23 protein-coding genes and 3 tRNA genes are annotated in these 21,070 nt (G+C 65.0%); 11 read left to right on the plus strand and 15 right to left on the minus strand.

The features are described 5' to 3' along the window. The 9 genes from Aple_RS26770 to Aple_RS26810 form a co-directional block, all read right to left on the minus strand. Positions 1-241: FAD-binding protein (locus Aple_RS26770; RefSeq protein WP_155347504.1), on the minus strand; the 241-nt coding region annotated here is incomplete at its 3' end. Between the two features lie 341 nt (positions 242-582). Continuing rightward, on the minus strand, positions 583-2,298 hold the full coding sequence (locus Aple_RS26775; protein WP_155347466.1) for a hypothetical protein: 1,716 nt from the start codon (positions 2,296-2,298) through the stop codon (positions 583-585). A 360-nt stretch (positions 2,299-2,658) separates the two neighbouring features. Then, entirely contained in the window at positions 2,659-3,087 is a 429-nt protein-coding gene (locus tag Aple_RS26780; RefSeq protein ID WP_155347467.1) for a MaoC family dehydratase, read from the minus strand. Positions 3,088-3,089: 2 nt separating this feature from the next. Beyond that, positions 3,090-3,539, minus strand: coding sequence for a MaoC family dehydratase N-terminal domain-containing protein (locus Aple_RS26785; protein ID WP_155347468.1), 450 nt, complete (start codon positions 3,537-3,539; stop codon positions 3,090-3,092). Between the two features lie 974 nt (positions 3,540-4,513). Next, on the minus strand, positions 4,514-4,678 hold the full coding sequence (rpmG, locus tag Aple_RS26790) for a 50S ribosomal protein L33 (RefSeq protein ID WP_030921771.1): 165 nt from the start codon (positions 4,676-4,678) through the stop codon (positions 4,514-4,516). Positions 4,679-4,755: 77 nt separating this feature from the next. Then, positions 4,756-4,829 (minus strand) — tRNA-Met (locus Aple_RS26795). A 963-nt stretch (positions 4,830-5,792) separates the two neighbouring features. Further along, a tRNA-Thr gene (locus tag Aple_RS26800) sits at positions 5,793-5,865 on the minus strand. A gap of 111 nt (positions 5,866-5,976) precedes the next feature. After that, positions 5,977-6,465: a hypothetical protein gene (locus Aple_RS26805; protein ID WP_155347469.1), complete on the minus strand. Its 489-nt coding sequence runs from the start codon at positions 6,463-6,465 to the stop codon at positions 5,977-5,979. Between the two features lie 57 nt (positions 6,466-6,522). After that, the gene (locus Aple_RS26810) at positions 6,523-6,717 is read right to left on the minus strand and encodes a transposase (protein ID WP_246264793.1); all 195 of its coding nucleotides are present in this window, start codon (positions 6,715-6,717) and stop codon (positions 6,523-6,525) included. 128 nt (positions 6,718-6,845) lie between these two features. Here Aple_RS26810 and Aple_RS26815 point away from each other — a divergent pair, with 128 nt between their 5' ends. Further along, on the plus strand, positions 6,846-7,487 hold the full coding sequence (locus Aple_RS26815) for a hemerythrin domain-containing protein (protein WP_155347471.1): 642 nt from the start codon (positions 6,846-6,848) through the stop codon (positions 7,485-7,487). Between the two features lie 156 nt (positions 7,488-7,643). On the opposite strand, the gene Aple_RS26820 is transcribed toward Aple_RS26815, so the two are convergent. Together Aple_RS26820 and Aple_RS26825 are read right to left on the minus strand one after the other, a co-directional pair. Further along, complete coding sequence (locus Aple_RS26820) at positions 7,644-10,904, minus strand: ATP-binding protein (RefSeq protein ID WP_155347472.1); 3,261 nt, start codon at positions 10,902-10,904, stop codon at positions 7,644-7,646. Between the two features lie 21 nt (positions 10,905-10,925). Further along, positions 10,926-11,426, minus strand: a complete 501-nt coding sequence (locus Aple_RS26825; protein WP_246264794.1) for a C40 family peptidase — start codon at positions 11,424-11,426, stop codon at positions 10,926-10,928. Positions 11,427-11,511: 85 nt separating this feature from the next. On the opposite strand from Aple_RS26825, the gene Aple_RS26830 reads away from it, so the two are divergent. The 3 genes from Aple_RS26830 to Aple_RS26840 are packed head-to-tail and all read left to right on the plus strand — an operon-like array spanning position 11,512 to position 13,098. Next, positions 11,512-11,862, plus strand: a complete 351-nt coding sequence (locus tag Aple_RS26830) for an ArsR/SmtB family transcription factor (protein ID WP_246264795.1) — start codon at positions 11,512-11,514, stop codon at positions 11,860-11,862. Next, positions 11,859-12,302 carry an SRPBCC family protein gene (locus tag Aple_RS26835; protein ID WP_155347475.1) on the plus strand — a complete coding sequence of 148 codons (444 nt, stop codon included), beginning with the start codon at positions 11,859-11,861 and terminating at the stop codon, positions 12,300-12,302. Before Aple_RS26830 ends, Aple_RS26835 begins: the two co-directional genes overlap by 4 nt. A 13-nt stretch (positions 12,303-12,315) precedes the next feature. Further along, positions 12,316-13,098: an alpha/beta fold hydrolase gene (locus Aple_RS26840; protein WP_155347476.1), complete on the plus strand. Its 783-nt coding sequence runs from the start codon at positions 12,316-12,318 to the stop codon at positions 13,096-13,098. A 159-nt stretch (positions 13,099-13,257) separates the two neighbouring features. On the opposite strand, the gene Aple_RS26845 is transcribed toward Aple_RS26840, so the two are convergent. Then, positions 13,258-13,716 (minus strand): MarR family winged helix-turn-helix transcriptional regulator, encoded by a 459-nt coding sequence (locus Aple_RS26845; protein ID WP_155347477.1) that lies wholly within the window; start codon positions 13,714-13,716, stop codon positions 13,258-13,260. 63 nt (positions 13,717-13,779) lie between these two features. On the opposite strand from Aple_RS26845, the gene Aple_RS26850 reads away from it, so the two are divergent. The 5 genes from Aple_RS26850 to Aple_RS26870 all read left to right on the plus strand — a co-directional run bounded on the left by Aple_RS26850 (position 13,780) and on the right by Aple_RS26870 (position 17,778). Next, positions 13,780-14,148 carry a VOC family protein gene (locus tag Aple_RS26850; protein ID WP_155347478.1) on the plus strand — a complete coding sequence of 123 codons (369 nt, stop codon included), beginning with the start codon at positions 13,780-13,782 and terminating at the stop codon, positions 14,146-14,148. After that, the gene (locus Aple_RS26855; protein ID WP_170321673.1) at positions 14,135-14,998 is read left to right on the plus strand and encodes an NAD(P)H-binding protein; all 864 of its coding nucleotides are present in this window, start codon (positions 14,135-14,137) and stop codon (positions 14,996-14,998) included. Before Aple_RS26850 ends, Aple_RS26855 begins: the two co-directional genes overlap by 14 nt. A 438-nt stretch (positions 14,999-15,436) precedes the next feature. Continuing rightward, positions 15,437-15,868 carry a hypothetical protein gene (locus tag Aple_RS26860; RefSeq protein ID WP_155347480.1) on the plus strand — a complete coding sequence of 144 codons (432 nt, stop codon included), beginning with the start codon at positions 15,437-15,439 and terminating at the stop codon, positions 15,866-15,868. Between the two features lie 424 nt (positions 15,869-16,292). Beyond that, positions 16,293-16,847, plus strand: a complete 555-nt coding sequence (locus tag Aple_RS26865) for an RNA polymerase sigma factor (RefSeq protein ID WP_155347481.1) — start codon at positions 16,293-16,295, stop codon at positions 16,845-16,847. Further along, a complete protein-coding gene (locus Aple_RS26870; protein WP_155347482.1) occupies positions 16,840-17,778 on the plus strand; it encodes a hypothetical protein in 939 nt (312 codons plus the stop codon). Before Aple_RS26865 ends, Aple_RS26870 begins: the two co-directional genes overlap by 8 nt. 398 nt (positions 17,779-18,176) lie before the next feature. Here the strand turns inward: Aple_RS26870 and Aple_RS26875 are convergent. Beyond that, positions 18,177-18,257, minus strand: a tRNA-Tyr gene (locus Aple_RS26875). A gap of 142 nt (positions 18,258-18,399) precedes the next feature. Between Aple_RS26875 and Aple_RS26880 the strand changes: the two genes are divergently transcribed. Next, positions 18,400-19,746 carry a hypothetical protein gene (locus tag Aple_RS26880; protein ID WP_155347483.1) on the plus strand — a complete coding sequence of 449 codons (1,347 nt, stop codon included), beginning with the start codon at positions 18,400-18,402 and terminating at the stop codon, positions 19,744-19,746. 6 nt (positions 19,747-19,752) lie between these two features. Here the strand turns inward: Aple_RS26880 and Aple_RS26885 are convergent, their stop codons facing one another. Together Aple_RS26885 and Aple_RS56065 are read right to left on the minus strand one after the other, a co-directional pair. Next, a complete protein-coding gene (locus Aple_RS26885) occupies positions 19,753-20,412 on the minus strand; it encodes a YdcF family protein (protein ID WP_155347484.1) in 660 nt (219 codons plus the stop codon). A gap of 15 nt (positions 20,413-20,427) precedes the next feature. Further along, positions 20,428-20,778, minus strand: coding sequence for a UTRA domain-containing protein (locus Aple_RS56065; protein WP_218038520.1), 351 nt, complete (start codon positions 20,776-20,778; stop codon positions 20,428-20,430). On the opposite strand from Aple_RS56065, the gene Aple_RS52205 reads away from it, so the two are divergent. Then, the gene (locus tag Aple_RS52205; RefSeq protein ID WP_170321666.1) at positions 20,729-20,920 is read left to right on the plus strand and encodes a hypothetical protein; all 192 of its coding nucleotides are present in this window, start codon (positions 20,729-20,731) and stop codon (positions 20,918-20,920) included. The genes Aple_RS56065 and Aple_RS52205 overlap by 50 nt on opposite strands. Positions 20,921-21,070 lie beyond the last annotated feature (150 nt).

The following is a 21,070-nucleotide window of genomic DNA, read 5'->3' on the forward strand; positions in this document are numbered from 1 at the left end:
CCCCGCCGAACTCCACCCCCGCCGACGCGACCTTCACCACCAGTCCAGGAAACCCATCATCACCGAGCACGAGATTGCTCCCGCCCCCCAGCACCAGGACCTGTTCCCCAGCCCGATCAGCACCCGCCACGATCTCGACCAGCTCATCCTGCGACCCCGCCGACACAAACGCCCCCGCAGCCCCACCCAGCCGCAACGTCGTGTACGACGCAAGCCGCACCCCTACCAAACGATCAGCCATACCCGTCCTCGATCGCCCCAAAGTCGCCGCCCAGCCTAGCCGCCCACAATCTCCCGCAGCCGCTGCACTTCTAACCACAACGCCGACACAACCCGCCAGCCGTCCGCTGCCTCGCGCAGACACTGCACTCCCCCGCAAACACCAGCACGATCGCGGGCCAGGCGGAACCCGAACCTCGAAGCGTGGGCGGCAGAACCACCGCGACCGCGGGGCCGGGCGGAGCCCGGAGGAAACAAAAGGGTTGGGCGGGTGGGAGTCCCACGGTAAACGCCAACACGATCAGCCAGCCGTCCGCAGGCTCGCTCAGACGCGGCACTTCGGGCGGCAAACGTCAGCACCTGCTAGCCGTTCTTGGTCTCGCGCAGACGTTTGAGCACTCGGTCGTAGGTGCGGCGGGACTCCTTGTCGCGGTAGTCCGGGTCGACATCGTGGTAGCCGCGGTGGCGTTCCTCCCGGACCGGGAGATCCTTCTCGGGGACCACGAGTGTGCCCGGCAGGCTGAGGGAGAACTCCAGGTCGGCGTTGCGGTAGAAACGCGCTCGTTCCGGGAATCCGCCCACGCCGAGCGCGGTCACCCGACGGACGGCGAACAGGTGGCCGAGCAGGGCTTTGACCTGGCCCGGGCCCGCGTCCTCCCACTTATGTCCTTCATTGGCGGGATTCACTCCACGCCAGCCCGCGGCTTCGACACCGTCAGCGTCCAGTTCCTGCACCAGGGGCGTGATCGCGTCCCCTTCGAAGACCGTGGACGTCTCCAGCACGACGTGAATGTCCGCAGTGTCCAGATGCAACAACTTGGTCCGCGAGGCCCCCCAACCAGCCGAGCCATCCCGCCAGTGCGGCTTTTCCGCGACATGCCACTCTTTGATGCGATCCGGGTAGCGCGCAGCAAGCTCGTGCAGCATCGCACCGGCCCCATCCACGTCACCCAAATCCAGCGCCACAATCTGCGCCGAAGTATGAGCAATCACCGACTCCACACAGGTCTGAAGATCGTCAGGCCACCCATCCACCAGAATCCCCACCGAAACAACCGGCGACACGCCCGATTCATCCACACCCACGCCAGCAACCTCACCAAGGTCACCGGTAGACCGACCATGACCGGCCTGAAGTTGGCCAGACCCCACCTGCCCAGCCTGCGGTTGGCCAGCCTGCGGTTGGCCAGACCCCACCTCACCCGACCGACCTTGATCGGACCGACCACGACCGGACTGCGGCTCGCCAGACAGACCGTGGTCAGACTGCACATCGCCAAACCGACCCTCGCCGGACCGCACCTCACCTGACCGGCCTTGGCTAGGCCGACCTTGATCAGTTGGCGCCTCGCTGGGCTGGCCTTGGCTGGCCTGGCCTTGGCCGAGTTTTCCTTGGTCGGGATGGCCGGGTTGAGGTCCGGTCGATTGAACTTGGTTGGGCTGTGGGGCTTTGCTACGGTCCGCGCTTTCCTGTGCGGCGGCGGCCCTCTGTGCTTCGAGGGATCTTTCGTGGTCGGCGATGACCTGGTCGATTCTGGAGGTTGCGCTGCTGCCGTCCCACAGGAGCTGGGAGGCGACCATGGATGGTGTACCGGCCGCTGTCAGCGCGGTCTCGATCATGCCGCCGGGCGCCGTTGGGTCTTCCGCGGCGGTGATTGCCTCGTTGGCGGCGCGGGCGTTCTCGGCCTGGGATGGCGTGAGCGCGGGGCCGGCAGCCTTGTGTGATCGCTCCGGGCGGTCGCCGGCTCGTTCGGCCGAGGTTGCTTTGTCCCGAGCCTTCGCCCAGTAACGCGCCTTGCCACCTGGTCCGGCAAGGGTTCCCTTGGCCCTCACTCCACCCTGGTCAAGTCGCGAAATATCCACAATGACGGCGGCGACCGGAATCGACTCCACCGTCGGCCAGACTTCGAACGGTGGTTTGGCGGTGAGATCGAAGCCACCGCCGGGCGTGTCGTGCACGATCCAGCCCGCAGCCGCAATCTCATCCCGCAGACGATCGGCAGACACGAAGTCACGCTCCGCACGCGCTCGCGCCCTCCGCTCGGCGAGTTCAACGACATCACGTGAAGGTTCAGTCACTTAAGTGACGCTACCCAGCCACATCCGAAACTACCGCGACCAGCCACCCGCCCTGGGTACAAATCACAGCGACACGCCTGATCAAGAAAGACACACCACCTGACCAGGAGAACCACACGACACCGGCGAGCCGCCCTGAGGGATCACAGCGCCGCTCACCAACGCCCCCAATCACCTGATCAGCGAGCTACACCGCCCCCAGGAAAACCACACCACACCGGCCAGCCGCCCCGTGAGTTTGCAGTCGTTCACCAACGCCGCCAACCACCTGACCAGGGGGAACTAGACCACCTGAGCAGGAGATCCACACCACATGAACGGGAAACTGCGCGGACCGATCAGGAGAACCGTGTCACCTGGTCAGGAGAGCTGCACCACGGCGCGGGCCTTGGAGAGGACCCGTGAGTCGCCTGATTTGGCGGTCAGCGTGACGACGACCCGCTTGTCCTCCAGTTTTTCCTCGATCACCCCGCTGACCACGAGTGTCGCGCCGTTCTCGTCGTCCGGCACGACCACCATCGACGAGAACCGCACACCGTAGTCGACCACTGCGGCCGGATCCCCGGCCCAATCGGTGACGAAACGACCGCCTTCGGCCATGGTGAACATCCCGTGTGCGATCACATCGGGCAACCCGACAGACTTGGCGAAACGCTCGTTCCAGTGGATCGGGTTGAAGTCGCCGGACGCCCCGGCGTACATGACGAGGTTCACCCGGCGCACCGAATACTCCACCGCCGGGATCTCCTGTCCGGCCTCGACCTCGTCGTACTTGATCGTCGCAGCCATGGTTACGCCGCCCCTCCACGCTCGACAATAATGTTGTACGTCGTGCAGACCTGCTCCCCAGCCACGGTCGTGATGTCGCTCTTGATCGTCAGGAACTCATTACGCCCCACGCTGCGAATCTCCGAGATCGTCGACGTGCAGAGCAGCTCGTCGCCCGCGTAAATCGGACGCTGGTAGGAGAATCGCTGTTCCCCATGCACCACCATCGCGTAGTTCAGCCCGAACTCCGGGTCGGAGAGCGCCTCGCTCGCGCCGGACAGGGTGAAGATAATGGGAAACGTCGGCGGCGCCACCACATCCGGATGCCCGGCGGCGACTGCGGCCTCCCGGTCCCGGTAGATCGGGTTCGAGTCGCCGATGGCGGTCGCGAACTCCTTGATCTTCACGCGGCTGACCTCGTAGGGAACGGACGAGGCGTACGCCCGCCCGAGGAAATCGCGATTCAAAGCCATCGGACGGTACTCCTTCGGCGGCAAGAGACAACGAAGCCGACACTAACAGAACAAGGTTCCGTTGTCTGCGCGGCCATTCCCCACCGTAACCAGCCCACCCCTCAACCACCGCTGTCGGGCCCCGCCAAGCCCACCCCGAACTCCCTGTACGGACACAACAAACCGGCGCCCCATTCACGGGTACGCCGGTTCGCCAAATGCACTAATGACCTGCTTTAACCCGACAACAAAGGAAAGCAGGCGTGAGACCGGCCACCGGGAAATGGCTCTGACACGCATTCGGGGAACGACACCGACATGCCGGGCCTGCTCGTCCACCTGACCGAAGGCGCACACCGCCCCCAGCAGCGCGCTCCCAGTCCCGCGGCCCCCCATGCTCGGTCCGCCGCGATGAGGCTCCCGACCCGGCTACTCGCGGCCAACCTGCTGTTTCGCCGCCCTGCTTTGGGCAGGCCGTCTCATCGTGCGTCGCTCGCCTGGGCTGCTATGACCTGGGACGACAGGCCCCGCAGAACTCACATGGATCGTGGCGTCACCGGAAGGCATGGGCGTTTCTCAGCCATGTCGCAAGGGAGAATCTCAGCGCCGACCCGACCAACTTCACCCCGCCCAGCGGATAGCAGGCGATCAGCTTCCCCAGCCGCGCATACGCCACTAGCAACTCGTCGGCTGCCAGCGCGAAAAGCTATCCCAGCCCATGCCGATAAATAACTCGGCACGTGCTCCCCATCACCTGAACGCGACACGTGAAAGCGTTACGTTTCGCGAACCGGCGTATCCGTGAATAGGGCACCAGTTGTGTCCGTACAGGCGACGCTAACAACCCCCCGGCGACCCGACCTCGGAAACGGGCCGGATCACCGTGCTCCCTGCCGCCGTCACCCGTGGTGCCCACCCCAGGGCGTCGCCACCGGTGACGGCCGCCTCAACCTCGCCTATGCCGATCGAGTCGCAGGGCGAGGACGAGGGAAGGGTTAGCGGGTCTCGCGGTGGGCCTGGTGCGTCTTGCAGTTCGGGCAGTACTTCTTCAGCTCAAGCCGATCCGGGTCGTTACGCCGGTTCTTCCGCGTGATGTAGTTGCGGTGCTTGCACTCCTGGCAGGCCAACGTGATCTTCGGCCTAACGTCTGTGGCAGCCACGTGGGAGTGCCTTTCTACGTTTGGGACTCTGGACAAACCCGGACCGGGCTCCTATGGAGGGGGACCCGGCAGGGTAGTAGCGGAGGCCGGACTTGAACCGGCGACACAACGATTATGAGCCGTTTGCTCTGCCTGACTGAGCTACTCCGCCTGGAGGCCGACGAAACTCACCGGCCACGCAAGGATACCCGACCTGCACGACAGTCACGCACATGCGCGCATCGCCAGGATCGGGCCAAGAAGCCCACGACTTTCACCGGAGCCCCCACATCGCTTTCGGCAAGAAACCCTGCGCCCGAACAGACGCCGCCCTTTGCCAACCGACATCCTAACCCACCGCAACCCCAACCGAGACACGCGCTCCACCCCCGAGCAGGTCGCACGGCCAAGCCTGCCACCCTCAGCGAACAGCTCCGCAGTCGCCCGAACGAAGCAGCAGCTTGATCCCGTGGTTCTCCCACCCACCCATCCCTTTGTTTTCCCTCGGGCTCCGCCCGCCCCCGTCAACGCCGTGGTCACCCACAAGGAACGACCACCATGACAGCGTGGTTCTCCCACCCAACCCTTGGTTCCCGCGGGCACCGCCCGCCGCCGCCAGCGCCACAGTCACCACACGGGACGACCACCATGACAGCATGGTTCTCCCACCCAACCCTTGGTTCCCTCGGGCTCCGCTCGCCCCCGCCATCCCGTGAGCGCCCGAATGAAGCGGCAGCTTGACCTGGGTGGGTTACCCATCCACCCAGCCCTTGGTTTCCTCTCCGTGCTCCGCCCGCCCCGGTCATCCCGATGGCTCTCACACCACCGGCCCTTTCCGCTGAAGATGCCATCACCCACAGGTCCATTGGCGGCAGGTTCGACGATGCCGGTGCCGGGGGCGGGCGGAGCCCGAAGGTAATCAAAGGGATGGGTGGGTGGGAGAACCACGGGATCAAGCTGCTGCTTTGTTGGGCCGATCACGGGATGGCGGGGCGGGCAGAGCCCGAGGGAACCAAGGGTTGGGTGGGAGAACCACAGCGCTACAACGCGGAGCCCGAGGGCAAAGGGATTGCGCGGAGGAACCAAAAGGTCGCCCTGGGAGACCAGAAGCGACCTGTCTGTGTGGCTAGATGGGAGCCCCCAAACGGAATCGAACCGTTGACCTTCTCCTTACCATGGAGACGCTCTGCCGACTGAGCTATAGGGGCGGTATCCGTGTCGCTCGCGCGCTGCGGACAGGTGCAACCATACACGTCCGCCGCGACGGATGCGAAATCAAATCCGCCCTCCGACACGCCCGACCAGCACCCCGCCCGGCGTCACGGAGTGGCTAGGGTTCCGTTGAGATCGGCGCCCTCTTGCTGGGCCACCGGCAGGTCCACTTGGATGTCATATTTCGAGAAATACGCCTGCCCCTGAGCCATCTTGATCGAGCTCAGTGTCACGGTCGCGTCATACGGTTTGTCCAGGCACTCCGGCAGGCACCAGCTGCCGCTCAGCTTCCCGGCGCCGACAGCGGTCTCCGGCCCCCAGTTCCGCCAGGTCAGCTTGCTCAGCGAGCTGAACTCCGAAACCACGAGATCGGCCGGCCGCTGGTCGGGCCTGCCCTCCTCCTCACCGAAGGAGTTGAAGACGTAGACCGTGGTCGGGGGCGTCTCCGCCGGGGTGGCGGAAATCGGTTCAGGCGGGGTGGCGGTCGCCGTACCGGACGTTGGGGTTTCGGCTGCCGAAGGCGTACCGGATGGGGTTGAAGCGCCGCAGGAGACGGCGGCTAGGGAGGCGGCGGCGAGGGCGATGAGCAGGCGCATACTTCGACGTTAGATGGGTTGGCCTGCGGATTCGCGGAATCAACGCAACAGTGGCGGCTACGGAACGGCGGCCCAGCGGTCGGCGGTGCGGCGGGGCAGCGGAATGACCTCGCATAGGTCGGCAAGGTCGACATGTCGGGCAACGGCCTCGACCGAGAGGCAGTCGGCGATCACTTCGCCGTTCCGCCTGACGCGCAGCACCTGGCGGCCGTCGAGAAACGCGGGCACGATGTCGTATCCGTCCGGTCCCACCCATCGACTGTCCATAGCTCGACAAACTAGCGTCCAGCACCGTCATTTTCGGGCAATGACACACGCCACTCGCGTTTCACCAAGTCGACACTAGGTCGACCTTAAGCGGCCAGGCGCACCGTAGGTCCATGACGACCCCAGATCTCACCGGAATCCGGATCATTCACCGCGCAATGCGTGGCGACTTGCACCGTCTTGTCGCCCTCACCGAGGCGATCGGCGCAGGCCGCACCGACGTCTCCCCCGCCCGAGCCGCCGCCATCGCGCACTTCGTCGGCCAGATCCGGCACACCATCCATCAGCATCACACCCGCGAGGACGAGATCGTCTGGCCGCTGCTCGAACGCTCGGCCGGTGCCGCCGTCGACCTCACCGACCTGTCCGACGACCACTCGACTCTCGATCCGCTGCTCGAAGAGATGGAATCCGCCGGGCGCGCTTTCACCGCGAACCGCGACAACATCGCCCCTTTGGCCGCCGCTATCCGCAAACTCTCCGAACTCCTCGACGAACACATCGAAGAGGAGGAACGCCGTATCTTCCCCGTCATCGCGCAATACGTCACCGTCGCCGACTGGGAACGCGCCGAAACGGCCATCCGTAAAGGCGGCAGCATCAAGTTCGACCTCGCCTGGGTCTCCCAGTACGCGACCCCGGCCGAACTGGCCCACATCCGGTCCAAAGCGGGCCCCATCATCACCCTGATGATCGCGATGATCCGCCCTGGCCACCGCCGCCGCCAACGACTCATCTTCGGCTCAACCGGTTGATCCCCGCCCCCGGGGACTCGTGCAGGTTGCCGTTCAACCGACGGTGCGACTGACAACCAGCCCATCCCCGCCCTCGGGACTCGGACGATCCTCCCGGATCGGCGGGGATGTCCAGCCCTGCCCTGATCAAGCTCCGGGCACGCAGGGCAGGAAAGATCAAAGACGATGCAATGCCTCACGGGCCTGCTGGGCGAAGTGGGTGGAACCGACTCGATCGGCGGTTTCGACGGCTGAGGTGTAGTGGGTCCGGGCAGCGGCTGGGTCGTTGAGGTATTCGGCCAGTTCGCCGAGGGTCTGATCGATCGGACCCAGGGTTACCGAGCCGCTGTGCAGGCCCGCGATCTCCCCGGACAGCTGTCCGAGTTCGCGATAGCACCAGGCGGCGACCTCGCGATTGCCGAGAATCATGGCAGTTTCGGCGCGCAGGACGGTGAAGCACGCCCAGTACACCTCGGGCTTGGCGGGGATGTCGGGCCGCCAGGCGGCGCGGGCCTCGTCCACGTGCCCCGCCGCGATCAGAGCGCGAATGTACAGCTCGTGGAGCTCGTCGCCATAAATGTGGAGAATATCGGTGATTTCCTGCAGCGATTCCCCACCACGCCCCGCCAGATGCCGTACCGCGAACCGGGCCACAGCTCCGAAAACGGCTGCGTTGATTCCGCCGGTCTCGGCGATTCGGTCGGTGAGCGTCCCGTATGCCGCCTCGGCCGCGTCGAACTCGCCCGCTATGACCAGGTCGAGCGCGTCGAGGATGGCGACGATCGCCAGCATGTGGCCGAGTTGCCCGCTCGTGCTGTATTTGGCGGCTTGTTCGGCGTGCCAGCGCGCCTGCGCCCGGTCGCAGTTCCCCAGCGACACCATGACCATGTGATAGTGCCCGAGCGCTTGGTAGGCCGGCAGACCATGCGTCTCCGACATCTCCAGCATTTGGCGCCCCGCCGATGCCAGCTCGGTACGGCGCAGCGGATAGACAAGCACCCAATACAGCCCATTGAGTGCCATACAGAGCAGGACAGGATCGTCGAGGTCGCGCGCGATTCGCATCGCCTCGGCGCTCGCGGCTTCGATAGCCGTATGGTCATGCCCTTCCAACTGGTGACATAGCGCGACAAGCAGCCGGGCCCGGAGCGGCGGGTCCGCCGACGGAATCGACTCCCGGATGGCGGCGACCATGTCCGTCTCCATGGTGCGGCTCGCACGAATCGTCCAGATCAGGGGCGCGTCGAGGCACGCCGCCCGTGCGAGTCCCTGCGGATCGCCCATCCGCCGGGCCAGCGCCACCGCCTCGGCGCGCACCCGCACCGCCGCCGAAATGTCCCCGGACAGCGCCTGCGCCGACACCAACCTGCACATCACGTCCAAAGTGAGCGCGTCGTCGGGCTCCGCGGCCTGGCCGAGCGCCTCCAGCGCGCCCCTCAGCAGGGTGACCGCTTCCCGATGCGCGTACAGACCGGAAGCCTTGGCCGCGGCCCGCAACCCATATCCGGCTGCCCGAATCGCGGTGGCCGGCGTCGCAGCCGCGAGGGCATGATGACCGAGAGCGCCGACATCGCCTGGCCGTACCGATTCGAGGGTTGTGAGCACTTTCGCGTGCAGCCGGGTGCGCCTCAACCGGGGTATGTCCTCATAAAGGGTTTCGCGCACCAGCACGTGCGCGAATCTCACCTTTCCCGGCGCGGGCTCGGTGAGCAACCCGGACAAGACCCCCGCTTCCAGCCCGTCGAGCACGGTCTCCTCGTCCGCTTCCGGCAGCGCGATCAGCACATCCGCGTCGGCGTCCCGCCCCAGCACGGCCGCGTTCCGCAGCGTCGTCTGCGCCGTCGCCGGCAACCGCGCCAGCCGTCGCCGGATCACATCCCGCACCCCTGGCGGCAGCCGATAGGCCGCGGAAACCCCTTCCGCCCCCAGCAGCCGCGCCATCTCGCTAACAAAGAGCGGATTTCCCCCGGTACGCTCCGCGATCGTGACGATCGTGGCCGCCCCCACCTCGACCCCGGAACGTTCCCGGACAAGCGTGGCCACATCCGCCACGCCGAGCCCGTCCAGCGTCAGATTCTCCGCCGCCTGTACGGCCAGCGCCGCCCTCGTCGCCATAAGATCGTCATTGGTTTCCGTCGGCCGGTGCGTGAGCAGCACCAGCACCGGGGTTTCGGCCAGCCGAACCGCGAGATGGCGCAGCAGGTGCAGGGTCTCGTCGTCGGCCCGATGCACATCCTCCAGTACGATCAGCAGCGGCCCCGGCACCTCGTCGAGGAACTCCCCCACCGCCCTGGCCAGCCAGAACTGCCCGACCGGCGGCGCGTCGTCGGTCAGCAGCGGCGCCAGCCGGGAGGCGAGCTCCGGGGTCAGGGGACGAACCCCGGACAACTGCCGCAATACCTCGCTCCACGCCCACGCGGGCGGCACCCCTCCCAGCGTCTCCGGGCAGCGCCCGACCGCCGTCGCCCAGCCCGCCGCCGCCAGCTGCCGCGCCAGCGCCTCGGCCAGCGTGCTCTTGCCCGCGCCCGCGTCCCCGCCCAGCCAGGCGACCCGGAAACCACCCCTCGCTAGATTCGCCGCCGTCGTCAGGCGGGCGAGCTCGGCCGTACGCCCGACTATTCCGGGGGCGGCGGGAGCTGCGGCACGCTTTGGCCGTACAGGCGGAGGGGTGAGCTGAAGTGTTTCGGTCTGAGCGAGAATGTCGCCCTCGAGGGTACGCAAAGCGGGCCCCGGATCCACGCCCAGCTCATCGGCCAGCGTCTCCCTGGTCCGCCGGATGACCGCGAGCGCCTCCCCCTGCCGCCCGGCGCGATAGTACGAAAGCGCCAGCAACCGCACCGCGTTCTCCCGCAACGGATGCGCGGCGACATGCCGCTCCAAATCCGGTACGGCTGCCGCGTGCCCGCCCAGCGCCAGCCCCGCCTCCGCGCGATACTCGACGGCGACCAGCTTCAGTTCTTCCAGCTGGGCGGCCTCCGCGACCGCCCACTCCTCGTCGGCGAATTCCGCGTAAGGCGACCCGGTCCACAGGTTGAGCGCCTCGTCGATGCGTTTGATCGCGGTCGCCGGTTCGCCCGCGTTGAGCACCCGTACGGCCTCGTCGATCAGGCGCGGGAACCGCCAGGCGTCGACCGCGTCGGGGTCCAGCTGGAGCCGGTATCCCGGGGGCGCGCTGACCAGGACCGTCGCCGGTGTGCGCGGCAATCGTCCGGGTTCGAGGACCCGGCGAAGGTTGGACACGTAGACCTGCAGGGCGCCGAGCGCCTTCGGGGGCGCCTGACCCTGCCAGAGATCGTCGATGAATCGATCCGTTGAGACGATATGTCCGGCAGCGGAGACCAGCCGTGCCACAACGGCACGCTGAAGCGATGTCCCCAGGTCGACGGGCTGCCCCGCCACCTCGGCCGTCAACTGCCCCAAAACACGTATACGCACCATCGTGGGAGAAGCATAAGCGGGTCAGTACCGGTAGTAACCGAGGAGATCGTCGAGAACATTGACACTGTCCACGCGGACTTTTGTGCCGGTCGCGTACGCATTGATCATCTTGCCGTCGCCGATGTAGATGCCGGAGTGGTGGGTGCGCTTGCGCGTACCGAAGAAGACCAGGTCGCCGGGGCGGGGATCGGCGATCCGGCGGAGGCGTTTCAGGTGGGAATCGGTGTTTCCCGGGCCTAGAACGTCATGTCCGTACGCGATGTGGTAGACCCAGCGGGCCAGGCCTGAGCAGTCGAGGCCGCGCGTGTGCTTCGCGGGGCAGGGTTGGATATCTCCCTGATATCCCGAACATGTCCCCCGGGACGGGCCTGGGCGGGAGGCGTGCCCGCCGCCCCATGAGTAGGGAATGGTTCCGGTGATCGCGTACGCGGCGGCGACGATCCTGCTCAGCGCATCGTCGACCTGCACCGCCCCCGGAACGACAAGTAACGCCACAATCCCCAGCACCCGCCAGCGCCTCACGCTCCAGGACTCTATGTCCGGAAATTTCGCAACGCTATACAACCGCATGGTTGCCCAACCTATTGGTTGTGGATATGGTCGGGTTGTGACAGTTGTTGAAGACGAGTTGAGTCTGGTGTTCTCGGCGCTGGCCGACCCCACCAGGCGCGCGATCTTAGAGCGGTTGGCTCATGGCGAGGCGACGGTGAACGAGCTCGCTGAGCCGTTTGCCATGACGCAGCAAGCCGTCTCCAAGCACCTGAAAGTGCTGGAACGCGCCCGCCTGATCTCACGGACCCGGACCGCGCAGTCACGGCCCTGCGTCCTGGACACCGAGCACCTTGACGTGGCCGCCGGCTGGATCGCGCGCCACCGGCAGATCTGGGCCGACCGGCATGACCGGCTCGACGCGCACCTGACCGCCCTGCGAAACCAGGACGAGGAAACGACACGATGACCGAAACCGGCGAACTGACCTTCCGGCGCGTGCACCGGGCCTCGCCCGAGTTGCTGTTCGACTGCATGACGACACCCGAACACCTCACCCATTTCTGGGGCCCGACCGGGACGACGACGCCGATCGGCAACATCACCATCGACCTGCGGCCCGGCGGCGTCTTCGAAACCACGATGGTCAACGACGCCGACGGCAGCACGTACACCATGCGAGCCGTCTACGTCGAGGTACGGCGTCCCGAGCGGCTGGTGTGGATCGAGGCCGATGTCGAGGGCGGCATGCGTACCACGATCACCTTCGTCGATCTGCATGACGGGCGGACCGAGGTGCTCACCCACCAGACCAACGTTCCAGCGGCGTACCTCACCGCCGAGGCCCAGGCCGGATTCATCACCAGCCTCGACCGGTTCGAGGTCTACCTGGCCGATCTGAACAAGTAGAAGGATCCGCGAAATGCCCACAGTCACCTCAGCCGACGGCACCACGATCGCCTACGAGCACACCGGCGCCGGACCCGCCCTCATCCTCGTCGACGGCGCCATGTGCTACCGCGCCGCAGGACCGATGCGGCCACTCGCCGCGCTCCTGCGGGACAGCTTCACCGTCTACACGTACGACCGTCGCGGCCGGGGCGAAAGCTCGGACACCAGGCCGTACGCGACCGCCCGCGAGGTCGAAGACCTCCAAGCCCTCATCGCGGCAGCCGGTGGCCAGGCATACGTCTACGCCATCTCCTCCGGCGCGGCTCTCACCATGGCCACCGCGGCGGTAGATCCGCGGATCACCAAATTGGCCCTTTACGAGCCACCGTTCATGGCCGAATCCGGAGACGACACCCGCGCCAAGGAGTACACCCAACGCCTGAACGAACTACTCGACGCCGGACAAAATGGCGACGCCGTCGCCCTGTTCATGAGCCACGTCGGGATGCCCGCGCCGGTTATCGACGATATCCGGGCGCAGCCCAGCTGGGCCACTCTGGAGGCGATCGCCCCCACGCTCGCCTACGACGACCAACTACTCGCCGGCGGCCGGGTGCCGCATGACCTGGCTTCAACGATCGCCGTTCCAGCGCTGGTCCTCGCCGGCGGGGCCAGCCCGCAGGCTCTCCAACATGCGTCGAAGGCCACCGCGGACGCCCTACCCACAGCCGAACACCGCACACTCGACGGCCAAACCCACGACGTGTCCCCCGAAGCACTCGCCCCCACCCTGATCGAGTTCTTCGGCACCTGACCCGCAAAAGACCCCTGGTGCTTCTATTGGGAGTACCAGTTAGACCATCGCTGGACAAACTGCGACAAGGCTCTTCGCAGATTCCGAGGTCCGTCCGCACGGTTTTTCACGCTCGGGCGCACTCCTATGCGCGCGACGAGACGTGCGCCGGGGAAGGAGCTATGAACCGTCGTTGCCATCGCGCAGGGAATGGATCATGCTCTGCAGGATCCGGAACGCGCCTGACTGCTCGGTCTCGGTCATGCCGGCCAGCATTCTGACCTCGACGGACCGGACCGCTACGGTCGCCTTCTCGAGGATCCGTCGACCGCGAGGCGTGAGCCGCGTGGGAAGAACCTTCCCGACAGGCGCCTCCGCAGGCCTAGTCACGTAGCCCTCTCGTTCCAGAGCCTGGAGCAGCACGTTCATCGACTGCCGTGTCACAAACGCGCCCCGCGCGAGCTCGGAGTTCGACAAGCCCGGTCGTTGAGCCAGCAGCTCGAGGCAGGAGTAGCGCGTCACGCTCATCCCGAGCGGCCGCAGCACCTCCTCCATGGCTGCGCGAAGGACGCTCGACGCCTCTTTCAGCAGGTAGCCCAGCGACGTCTCCAGGTCGACGCCGACACCGTTTTGACTCATGTCAGCATTCTGACATAGATTATCCCGTGTCAGAAAGCTGACACGAAGAGGAGGAGCATCATCATGCCCGCCACCGGCCCCGACTTCATCTCGCTCCAAGCGCGTGACCTCGACGCTTCGCAGGCGTTCTACGAGCAGTACCTCGGCCTCGTCCGCTCGCAGGCCGGACCTCCGCACGCCGTCGTCTTCGAGACGAAGCCGATCGCGTTCGCACTCCGCGACGTCGTTCCCGGCACCGATCTCGCATCCGTTGCCCAGCCCGGCATCGGTGCCGCGATCTGGCTCCACGCCACAGACGTCCAGGCCATTCACGATGCTCTCGTCGCCGACGGGCACACCATCGTCTCCGCGCCGATTGACGGCCCCTTCGGTCGAACATTCACCTTCGCCGACCCCGACGGCTACCAGATCACTCTCCATGACCGTGCCTGAGGCGAGCACCCTGGTTTTCGGGGCCACCGGGGCACTCGGTCGCCACGTCCTGAACGCGCTGGTCGCCCGGGGAATCAGTCCCGAAACGATCACCGCGGTCGGTCGGAATCAATTGCGCCTCGGCGAACTCGCCTCCGCCGGGTTCGGCACTGCTGCCGTCGATCTGTCGGATTCAGTCGCCGTCGCAGAACTGGTTGCCAGGCACTCTGACATTGTGTTGATCTCGGGCAGCGACCCGAATCGCCTTGCTCAGCACGAGTCGGTCATCGAGGCTGCGAAGAACGCGAATGTCCGACACGTCTACTACACCAGCGGAGTTCGAGCCGACGATGACCGGTTCGAGATCAATGCGGACCACAGGGCGACAGAGGATGCTCTTACCGCTTCCGGTGTGACGTACACGATCCTGCGGAACACCTGGTACATCGAGAACTACATTCAGGCACTGGCAGGCCCCCGCTTCACCGGCGTTCTCGCCGCGGCGACCGGTGACGCCGTCGTTGCAGCAGCCAGCCGGAAGGATCTGGCTGAGGCATTGGCCATCGTTGTCACCACAGATGGGCACGGCAACGTCACTTACAGCCTCTCAGGCGACACGAACTTCACCTACGCCGACATTGCCGAAGCGATGTCGGTCGTGCTGGAGCGAGAGGTCACTTACCAGCCCGTCACTCCCGGAGAGTTGCAGGTAGCGCTCATCAATTCGGGGATGGACGGCGAGCTGGCCGGCTTCTTGGTAAGTCTCGATGAAACCATCGCTGCCGGGGTTTTTGCTCGGGCCGGTGACGATCTTTCTCGACTCCTCGGCAGGCCAACGACCGGCCTTGTTGAGGGACTGACGGCAGAGTGAACAGTGGGGCCGGCGCGGGCGAGTCGGCAACCTCGGCTCGCGCCGTCCCTTCTCCCGATCAGCGATTCTGGATCAGCACCGTCAATCTGGATCACGTTGAAGCGGCCATCCAGGGAGGCTTCACGCAAGCGGACCACGGTGCTGGCACGCGTCTTCGCCAGCCACGTCCTGGCGATGAGATGGTTTTCTACTCGCCGCGCACGAACTTATGGGGAGGTAAACCCGTCAGGCATTTCACCGCGTGGGCCACAATCACCTCATCGTTCCGTGCGTGCGATGTTCGAGAGCGGTGTAAGCGATCGATGAACTGCGCTTAGTGGCTCCCCGCTATCCCGCGCGGACCCGAGGGTGGCGAGAATCGAGTACCTGTTCGGCGATGACCTTCCCGGCGGGCAAAGCACCGTTAGGGTGTCCTGAGTTGATCTACAGTATCGAATCATGAATTTCCGGGTCTGGCGCCATCTGGTAGCGCTGCCATTGATGGCCGGGTGCGTGTGCGTTCCGTCCCGGCACGATGTGGCCATGCCGCCCGCGAGCGCGAGCCCGCAGGAGGTCGTCACGGTGTGGCTGGAGGCGATGACCGCCAAGGATTCGGAGACGGCGCTGGCCCTGATGGTCCCCGGCGAGGACTACTCGATGGAGTTCGAGAACTCACAGGGCCCGTTCAAGAACTGGATCGACATCTCGGACCTCGAAGTCGGCGAACCCTACGAGGCCGACTGCGAACTGGGCGAACAGTGTGTCCGGGTCTCCGTCACTTTCAGGCTGTGCGCTTACGAGTTCACTGGTGACGGCGACCCGTGGAGCCACTCGTTCACGGTTCAGAACAAGGGCGGGCGCTGGCTCGTCAGGGGGTACGGCTCGGGCTGAGTTGCCTGCCTTGAGAACGGACGCCTGGCCGAGGGCGAGGCTCCCTGGTCGAAGGGCCGGAATGCGGATCCTCACCGACCGCTGCGTGGAACTCGGCCCCGGAGGGCTGGCGCTCGCCGGTGGCGGAGGCACTGCGAAGGCTCATCCGACCGGAGTCACCCCGAGCGTGGCTGGGTCCCACCGCTGACGCTGGTCCTGGAGTACCCGCAGTGGACCGCCGCCCTGGTCCGGGACCCAGATCTGGGACATGCGCGAATGCCGCTCCGGCCGGTGTTCACACAAACGATCGCCGCTACGAAGCATAGGCTCGCGTGTGGAGGTCAAGAGTCGCGAGAACTGGTGCGCGGCGAGGTCGTTGACGTGAACCCTTCGGGCGGCTCGCGGTGAAAGCAGAGCAGCAGACCCCACCGCCCGAGAGGATCCCATGAGGGAAGCCACCGCGACGGCCCGGGACAACGACCTCGTTCGCGGGTCCCTGACCGACCCCGAGTGCTTCGCCGCCCTTTTCGATCGGCACGCACCCCATCTACACGCCTACGTCGCCCGCCGATTAGGCCCCGACGTGGCCGACGACGTCGTCTCCGACACGTTCCTGGACGCCTTCCGCCGCCGCCACGTCTACAACCCCGACCACACCGACGCCCGGCCGTGGCTCTACGGCATCGCGTCCAACCTGATCGGCAAACACCGCCGCCGGGAACTGGCCCGCTACCGTGCCTACGCCCGTAACGGCCCCGACGAGACGATCGCCGCCCTCGTCGAGGAGGGTGTCACCACCCTGGCCGTGAACCGGCCCCTGCTGCACGCCCTGGCCGCGCTGAAACAAGGAGACCGCGACGTGCTGCTGCTGGTCGCCTGGGCGCAGTTCACCTACGGGGAGGTGGCGCTGGCCCTGTCGATTCCCGTGGGCACGGTCCGCTCCCGGTTGAACCGCGCCCGCACGAAGGTGAAGACCGCGCTGGAGGCCCCCGATGCGTGAGCTGGAGACCCTGTTCGAACGCCGTCCGGCCACCGAGGCCGACCTGGCCACCGCCCGGGCCCGTTTCGTGGACGGAGCCGCGAAGAGCCGCCCCCGCGGCTGGAAGAGGCTGGGTCCGTTCCTGGCGGCGCTGGCGACCGCGCTGGTGGGCATGACGGTCGCCGTGTTCCTTCGGCCGGTCTCGGTCGGCCCTCCGCCGCCACCCGAGCCGCCGCTGCTGAGCGGTGCGGAGATCCTGCGGCGGGCCGCCGACGTGGCCGAGGCGCAACCGCTTTTGAAGGCAAAGCCGGGAGAGTACAGGTACGTCCGCGCCGCTGTGGCGCCACTGAGCACCAGGGGAAGCGCCTCCTACACAACGACCGAGGTGTGGACACCCGCGGACGGCAAGGGGCCCTGGCTCGACCGCTCGACGACCGAACGTGTGGAGACGCTGAGCCCCATCCTCTGCGGCTATGAGCATCCGCCTTCCTGGCCGGCGGACCTGAGCTATCGCATCCCCAAGGGGACCGTTCCCGTATACGCCAACCAGTTCTTGAACGTCAAGATCAAGATTCAGGTGGCGGCGGCCTACCCGCTCCAAACGGCACGCTTGCTGCGGGTGGCTGCGGAGTTTCCCGGCCTGATCGTCAAACGAGGAGTCACGGACGCTGCCGGGCGGCCCGGGGTGTCTGTCCTGCTCGACACCGTCGGTTACAACACCGGCGATGAACTGATCTTCGATCCGCACTCCTATCGATTCCTGGGGGTGCGCTTCGTGTACCCCAATGAGAGCGTGCAGGGCGACCCCATGAATCCCGGCAAGGTCATCAAGAAGGGCGATGTGCTGAACGGGTGGGCGCTCCTGTCAGTCGGCGTCGCCCAGGCGCTACCAGCTCGCGAGGACGGGATAAAGCGGCGCGAGGCCCCGAAGAGGCGCTGTCCCAAGTTCTGACAGACGCGACAGGGCGCCCTCCGGAAGGATCCGGAGGGTGCCCTCACGTCGGTGGTGCGACCCCGTTCGCCCAGGACTTCCCGGCTCAGGATCGAAGTCACTGCCTGCGCCACTCCGCTGTCTCGACGTGGCCGAACGCCGGCGTACCCGCTCCCCGGGTTGCCCAATGGGCGGGTCACAGAGTGAACGTGCTGCCGCGCGTCTACGCCAAATGCATCGACGATCAAGCCGGTGCGGCAATGCGCCGAATCTCGGAAGCCATCGCCTGGGGGTCCGAAAACTTCCCCGCGTATTTACCACAGATAGCCGTAGAGAGCAATCAACGCCCGTAGGCAACCGGGGCAAACGAGAACAGCCCTTGACTGGCATATGCGCTGGTCAAGGGCTGGTTCTGCTGTTGGTGGCAGGTCCAGGATTCGAACCTGGGTAGGCTGAGCCGACGGATTTACAGTCCGACGATCATAGCGCTCTGACCTGCCGCCTTTCGGCGGCAACCACATCTCAGGGAACACATGGGGAACCATGTTCCAAGTCGTGAGAGCGGTCCACCAAGGCAGACAAGGGCCGCAGTCCTCTAACATGACGTCGCCAGCACTGTGGGATCCCATCAAAGGCGGTTCGATGAGCGAGGATCGACTGATCAACACCAGCCCACGGCCTCGCGTGCTGATCCGTGGATTCTCTGACCGCCCAGACCTTGTTGAGAAACTTCTAAAGGTGGCCGAGACTACGCGCCACATAAAATCACTTATTGAAGTCCGTCAGGCAGAATGGGATGTGCTGATTACGGATCGCGGGCTACCAGAGGGCGACAGAAGACAGCGCCAACTCGAACTCCACGAGCACATCCACGCAATATGCATAGTAGGGGAGACGGCATCCGACTGGCTGATTGAGGACAACGACCGCTGGTCCAGGGGGATCAGAATAGAGTTCAAGCACGTTTGCCAGGAACTTCGTCGCCAGTCCGACCTCATCCCAGCCCTACGCGACCTGGTTCGCGAGTTGGAGCCTGTTCTAAAGGCTCGACCCAACCATACAATTATCCAACATACTCAAACCCCCAAGTCCAGCTCAATTAGCTTCAGCAGTAACTCGCCCGGAATGAGCGCGAGCTATGACCCTCCTCCGCCTATTGATGCCTTCATTGAAACTGCGGACGGCTTCGCCTTGGCAGCACGCTATCGAAGGTCACCTAGCGCGGAGGCATGGATTCTACCGAATGATACCCCTGATCCTATTCCATGGATTCGAGCGGCTTTCGGTGAATGGCATTCTTCGGCTCCCGACAGATTTCCGGGCAACCCAGATTGGTCGCGCCAACCTCAGTGGCGTACACAGCGGGAGCAACTGGCCCTAGCCGAACTCGCTAAACTTGCAGACGCCCACGCAGCTGCAATGGAGCGGTTCGCCCAACAACAAGTATCGCTGCGGAGGGAACTAGCCCAAGCCGCAGCCGAAGCCGATCAGTATGAACGTGCACTTCTGACACAACAATCTGACGTCCTTGTGCAAGCGGTATATCGAGCCCTTCAGGAAATCGGGTTCAAGGCAACCGATGTGGACAGTCAGCGACCAGATGGCGACCATCTCGAAGATCTGCGGGTTGAGGATCCGGATGTGCCCGGTTGGATGTGCCTCGTCGAAGTTAAGGGCCTATCCAAGGGCGCACAGTCGGGAGCATTCGCACAATTCATTCGCCATCAACTGCGCTACCAGAAGGAAACAGGGCAACCTGCGGATAGGCTCTGGTACATCGTCAACCAGTTCAAGGACCGTGATCCTGGAGCGCGACAGCCTCTTCTGAATGGACGGGACGAGGACGTCCACGCTTTCGCCTCTGTGAATGGTGCCGTCATCGATACCATTCACTTGTTCCACCTATTGAGTGAAGTTCGCTGCGGAATGATCTCCACGGCCGAGGCGCGTACCCGTTTACGAGAAGCCTCTGGCCGCTTTGAGATGTGACAACCGCTAGATCAGTCGACTTGTATATCCGGCCCGCACCAACCGCCCGAAGGCTTCGCCGACATCATCCGGATATGGCTGCTCGACGGCGAAGCCATTCTTGGCGTACTCCGTGATCCGCTGAGTGTCGCCGACCAACATGTTGATTACACGATCAACATCCCCAATGCTCTCAACATAGTCATCGAGCGACAGCGGAAGCGCAGCGCAGGTGATCTCAATCTCCGGCCAGAGCTTCCGGCATGTGGCGTACGCGCGGCGCTGCTGGTAGGGACGCGAAATGAGCACAGCCGACGTGACGGGGACCCCATGCTGCGCCAACAGTGCGCGAGTGAAGGTGAAGTTCTCCCCGGTGTTGGTTGCCTGCGGTTCTATCAAGACCACCTCATCGGGAACCCCCTGTTCCACGGCGTGCTCCTTGTAGTGGATTGCCTCTCCCCGGGGGAACTTACTGATCGTGGTGGGGGCATTCGCGCCCGTGAAGACGATCAGCGGAAACAGGCCCTTGTGATAGAGATCGGCAGCACAGGTGGCGACCCCGAGATCGTGACTCCCCAAGCCGATACCGACGTCTGATGGTCGGGCGACATGGTGCATGTCGTGGTAGTCCCACAGGATCTCTATGTCGGCACGAAGATCCTCGGGCACTAGGGTGCTGGTACTCATGTCGTCTACCTGTCCTCAGTCGGGAATCTTGAACGTGTACGACCACGCGAAGCGCGACGCGGCGTGGAGACCACGGGCGAATTCGACCAGTCGGCCATCACGAGTGAATGTTCTCCGCTGGAGGATCATGACCGGTTCACCGGCTGGTAGTCCGAGCAACTCGGACTCATCTGGTGTGGGCATGCGCGCGTGAATGTAGTTGTGAGGGGCCATTGCAGTACTCGTTGCAGTATCACGGAGCCACCGGCAGAGCACCCCCGCCGGAGGCGAAGCAGCTATTGTCGAAGACGGCGGCGTCCGGAATGACCGACGGATCATGAGTGACGCATCCCCTGTCGTCTTGCCGCTGGTCTTCATCTCCATCATCTGGACGCTACTTGCCACCGTGATCAAAAATGCGAGCGAGAGCACCAAGAGCGGTAGTCGGCTGCTCACCGCGCTCTCCTCGATGGCTACCGCTGACCTGTTCGTCGGTGCCGGTTTCTTGGTGCTGACGTCCTGTTCATGATGGCGAGCAACTCAGAGGGTTAGTCACTCCCCCACCGTTACCTTGATCGGTAACGGGGTGTTTGCCTGGTGGAGCCTAGCGGATTCGAACCGTTGACATCCTGCTTGCAAATCGGCCATATCGCCCAAGTCGCAGGCCCTGACCCGTGCT

This window comes from Acrocarpospora pleiomorpha (assembly GCF_009687885.1).
Taxonomy (GTDB): domain Bacteria; phylum Actinomycetota; class Actinomycetes; order Streptosporangiales; family Streptosporangiaceae; genus Acrocarpospora; species Acrocarpospora pleiomorpha.

What these genes read in the sequence shown, in the direction of transcription:
- Aple_RS26855 (WP_170321673.1), top strand. Translation starts at nt 14,135, where the DNA reads ATGACCGTGCCTGAGGCGAGCACCCTGGTTTTCGGGGCCACCGGGGCA.
- Aple_RS26840 (WP_155347476.1), top strand. Translation starts at nt 12,316, where the DNA reads ATGCCCACAGTCACCTCAGCCGACGGCACCACGATCGCCTACGAGCAC.
- Aple_RS52205 (WP_170321666.1), top strand. Translation starts at nt 20,729, where the DNA reads ATGAGTGACGCATCCCCTGTCGTCTTGCCGCTGGTCTTCATCTCCATC.
- Aple_RS26865 (WP_155347481.1), top strand. Translation starts at nt 16,293, where the DNA reads ATGAGGGAAGCCACCGCGACGGCCCGGGACAACGACCTCGTTCGCGGG.
- Aple_RS26815 (WP_155347471.1), top strand. Translation starts at nt 6,846, where the DNA reads ATGACGACCCCAGATCTCACCGGAATCCGGATCATTCACCGCGCAATG.
- Aple_RS26780 (WP_155347467.1), bottom strand. Translation starts at nt 3,087, where the DNA reads ATGGCTGCGACGATCAAGTACGACGAGGTCGAGGCCGGACAGGAGATC.
- Aple_RS26880 (WP_155347483.1), top strand. Translation starts at nt 18,400, where the DNA reads ATGAGCGAGGATCGACTGATCAACACCAGCCCACGGCCTCGCGTGCTG.
- Aple_RS26860 (WP_155347480.1), top strand. Translation starts at nt 15,437, where the DNA reads ATGAATTTCCGGGTCTGGCGCCATCTGGTAGCGCTGCCATTGATGGCC.
- Aple_RS56065 (WP_218038520.1), bottom strand. Translation starts at nt 20,778, where the DNA reads ATGATGGAGATGAAGACCAGCGGCAAGACGACAGGGGATGCGTCACTC.
- Aple_RS26870 (WP_155347482.1), top strand. Translation starts at nt 16,840, where the DNA reads ATGCGTGAGCTGGAGACCCTGTTCGAACGCCGTCCGGCCACCGAGGCC.
- Aple_RS26885 (WP_155347484.1), bottom strand. Translation starts at nt 20,412, where the DNA reads ATGAGTACCAGCACCCTAGTGCCCGAGGATCTTCGTGCCGACATAGAG.
- Aple_RS26845 (WP_155347477.1), bottom strand. Translation starts at nt 13,716, where the DNA reads ATGAGTCAAAACGGTGTCGGCGTCGACCTGGAGACGTCGCTGGGCTAC.
- Aple_RS26835 (WP_155347475.1), top strand. Translation starts at nt 11,859, where the DNA reads ATGACCGAAACCGGCGAACTGACCTTCCGGCGCGTGCACCGGGCCTCG.
- Aple_RS26785 (WP_155347468.1), bottom strand. Translation starts at nt 3,539, where the DNA reads ATGGCTTTGAATCGCGATTTCCTCGGGCGGGCGTACGCCTCGTCCGTT.
- Aple_RS26850 (WP_155347478.1), top strand. Translation starts at nt 13,780, where the DNA reads ATGCCCGCCACCGGCCCCGACTTCATCTCGCTCCAAGCGCGTGACCTC.
- Aple_RS26805 (WP_155347469.1), bottom strand. Translation starts at nt 6,465, where the DNA reads ATGCGCCTGCTCATCGCCCTCGCCGCCGCCTCCCTAGCCGCCGTCTCC.
- Aple_RS26820 (WP_155347472.1), bottom strand. Translation starts at nt 10,904, where the DNA reads ATGGTGCGTATACGTGTTTTGGGGCAGTTGACGGCCGAGGTGGCGGGG.